The following is a 3,743-nucleotide window of genomic DNA, read 5'->3' on the forward strand; positions in this document are numbered from 1 at the left end:
GAGCGCCCTCCGTGTGCGGATAGACGCAGCAAAACAAATAAATGAACCCCATTTGATGAGAATGGGCCACAGCCCCAGACCCCAGTCTGCGACAGCGTACCAACACAACTGCAACTTGCATGCCAGAGTGGGAAAGCAGCATCCAAGAATGCACGGAAACATATTTAACCCTTGAAATATCAATAGAAATTAATTTCAAATCATGTGTAAAATCACTCACGGCGCGGTGCTGTAAATTAAATACCGCCGCGTAAAGTTGGGCCAGAAATGGCCCCGAAAGTTACCGAGATCTAAGCAAATCAGCTATATTATTGATAAACCTGAGAAATCGGTGAGCCGTTTTAGGCCCAGCTTTGGGCCGTTTTTGGCCCGTCATTGAAATGTAAGGGATATTTGGAACAATCCTTCAATGGGGGTGTTCATGATACGTGTAATTTTTTCCAAGCGTGCCTTAGGCTCGCTCTAACGTTCAAAGAAACGTTGAATTTCTTGAACTCATCACCTTCGATCACTAGTTTACAAAGCCCTGAAGATTTCGGTTCAGATAACTGGTCTCCTTAATCAAAGTTCAGAATTCAGGTGTCTCGATGAGTTTACTGAACGATTTGGAAGGACGGAGGCTTGATTTCGAGCAGGTGGAATTTTTTACATATATCCTGAACATACCCCGTTTAGTGCAATATCCGTCTCGTCTCATGCGTTCGGCATCCTTCCCCTGAAAACCAGACCACCGATGGGGGAGAAAAAATCAAATCAGCAATAGACTTCAATGCCTTGACTGAAATCCTATATCGCATTCAGTACCTTTGCGGGGACGGACCCCTCATAGAAAAATACGGGAGAATGGGCTGGCAGAAGCAGAAGCGATACGGGCGGCGCTCACGAGGGGAGACACTCATGGGGTGCTACAAACAAGCCATCGGGGCCACACTGCAGGCCCGTAGCCTTAAAAAACAGAAGACGGAGGCAAAGATCGATGTCGCCGTCCTCAACAAAATGCACGCCCTCGGACATCCTGTCTTCGAGCGTACCAGTGTGCCCTGAGTTCAACGGGTAAGGGCGTGCAGTAAGTTGACTTGTATTTACGCAACACGGCCTGCATACACGGCAAAGGCAGGTTTATGCAACAACGCCAAGCCGCTATGCTCGACGCCCAAAATCCGTCCGCAAAAAACAAGTGCCGCCAAATTCAGGTTAAATTGATAGCGCCGTCTATGATGCGTGCTCGGTCAAACCAAGCACCTGGCGCAGCGCGACGATATAATTCGAAGTGTGTGCGGGTCTTTTCGGACAAGCGGCAAATACGGTGTAAATCATTTGGATGAGATGCTGCTGCTCGGCAGCAGACAACCGATCCCTCAACATCTCTCCCAGAACCTGAACAACATCCAAGGTGCGCGATGTCTTGCGTTGCAGACGCTTACCTTCTGCAACAGCTGCACTGGCTTCATCCGGGTTGGTGATTTCACAGAGCACTTGATGCAACTTTATCTCCACGTTCCGGGGGACCTCCTTCCCTTCGGATATAATCGAAAGGATCAATGTTGACGCAGCTGTGACAGGGTCGCTTATATGCAGCATTGGCGCTACCGAACTGCGATGTGTCTGCTGATCAGCGCGCAGACGTCTGGCTGTCTTCGACACAGCTTCAGAGACTTCCCGCCCCGCTTTACTCATCTGTTTAATTCGGTACCACCAAAGGCAAGCGGCGCTCAAAACACCGACAATCAAAATAAGGATATGCATGAAATTCTCTGTTTCAAATTGTATGTCCGTCGTCAAAGATAGCTGGACAAAATTAGCTTTCGAATATCGGAGTGTTTGACCCTGTTATGTATTAATATAATGCGGCTTGTGCGTGGTAGCGCAAGCGGCGGCTTTAAAGAGTTTTACGTTTAATCGTCTGTCGTTTTTCCTGGATCTGTTTGTCCGGCGTTGTTGGGGTTGTAAGCCGGAACCGCCGAAATTTCTGTAACCTATTTTAAATTGGCGACCGGTCCCAGATTTTACCTGTCCGTAAGAGGGTCGATCAGCGGACGACTTGCCAGTAAATTAACATCAGCACCAGCCCCTGCGAGAATGCGAACTTTCCTACCTGTCCTTGCTGTGTGAAGAGGTGTCTTACCATAGTCATCGCGTGCATTCGGATTCGCGCCATATGCAAGCAGAACTTCAGCCGTCTTTTCATCTCCCCATGCCAGCATGGTTATGCCATTATCCCAGGGAGCATCGGGATCAGCGCCAGCAGCCAGAAGTGTGCGAAGAAAAATCAAGTATTCTTCATAGCTGATATGCGCGTTGAGCTTTCGTTTAAGCTCTGTTTCTTTCAAATCAGACCAAAGCGTTCCGTAGGTCTTATTTATTTGCTGCCTATATTCAGAGCGCGTTTTCAGAGCTATCTGGCGTCGTGTAACGACCAGATCATGCAGGGGGAAATAACGCTGGTGCTTCCATCCATCAACACGTGCTCCCTTCGCAATAAGCCATCGCACGGTTGCCAGAGAGCTTTCTTTTACTGCGTCATTTAAAGGTAAGCGGCGGGTGTTGAGTATAGCCCCTGCCCCCAGCAAAATCTCAAGCATATCAAGGTTGCTGTTTCGAACCGCATACGTGATTGCCGTTGAGAATTCATGGTCCCATAAAAAGTTCCCGGATATCCAGTCACTGCCGGGAACACAATCAGGATGGGCACCTAAGCGAAGGGCCCGTTTAACCCCAGAAACTGAATTGGCGCGCGCAGATTCCAGCAGGGCTCTGTCTGCTGGAGTTGTTTCGACAACCGCTTGGGGAGGTTCATCCGGGCCAACATTTTCTGGATCACGCTCAAGCCATTTGATCCACGCCTTGGCCCCTTCACTGTCAGAGCTCAGATAATACCTGTCATTTTGCTGGTTGTCGCCGAAGCGCAACCACGAAGCCCACTCCGTACCAGCAAAACCAAGTTTTGACATTTCAGTTATGAAACTAAAAAAATCTGGGGCAAGCGCTAACCCATGCAACATCTCCAGTTCATGCGAAAAGTACCGGACAGGTTGCTTTTGTGGGTCGGGATCAGACACATCAATGGTAACAATGTCTCCATTCTTCAAATAATAGAACGGGAACTGGTTCTCCCACATCTCAGGAAAGTTAGGAGCTTCTGAGATACTCTCAGATGCTACCTGGCTTTTCAGGGCGACAAAATTCGGCAGGGCATAGCTATTGATATGTGACAGATCCCAAACAGCATCACGATTAAAACTCATTTGCGGCATATCCAACCTGCCAAAAGAGCTAAGATGATTTGGCGTGTACCACCCAAAGGTCACGCAGCCAGATAGCTGGGTTAGCACCGCACGAAGCTGCGACGGGAACAGCATTTGATATCGACTCTCCACGATGGCTAATGCTTCAGGAGCAACAGGTGGAGCAATATCAAGCGTGGTAACTTCCCATTGGCGTTTCCGGGCGGTTTCTTGCATCCTCCGCCAATTGGAATGCCAATCCTTCCAAAGCGTTCGCAGATCAGTTTGGGGGCCAGAGCATCCTCCCAGCAACTTAGAAGCTGCGCAGGCTAAAACTCCATTTATAAGAAACTGCCGCCGGCTTGTGCTTCTCCAAAAACCTGCATCAAGGGTTTTGCTAGAATTCTTAGGAACCATTAAAGGGGTCGATTAGGGCTCAGTGATAAATCGTACGCTAAGGGTTCTGAGTTCTCTGTAATGTACGATAGATAGTTGCCCTTGAAACGGAGAATATTTCGG

3 protein-coding genes are annotated in these 3,743 nt (G+C 48.7%); all 3 read right to left on the reverse strand.

The annotated features are described in order from the left end of the window. A partial coding sequence (locus PPL9_RS33015; RefSeq protein WP_208989155.1) for a hypothetical protein occupies positions 1-220 on the reverse strand: 220 nt, incomplete at its 3' end. 992 nt (positions 221-1,212) lie between these two features. Continuing rightward, a complete protein-coding gene (locus tag PPL9_RS04085) occupies positions 1,213-1,746 on the reverse strand; it encodes a hypothetical protein (protein WP_057461463.1) in 534 nt (177 codons plus the stop codon). 260 nt (positions 1,747-2,006) lie between these two features. Then, positions 2,007-3,641 carry an ankyrin repeat domain-containing protein gene (locus tag PPL9_RS04090; protein WP_348271967.1) on the reverse strand — a complete coding sequence of 545 codons (1,635 nt, stop codon included), beginning with the start codon at positions 3,639-3,641 and terminating at the stop codon, positions 2,007-2,009. Between the last annotated feature and the right edge of the window lie 102 nt (positions 3,642-3,743).

The organism is Pseudovibrio sp. POLY-S9, assembly GCF_001431305.1.
Lineage (GTDB): Bacteria > Pseudomonadota > Alphaproteobacteria > Rhizobiales > Stappiaceae > Pseudovibrio.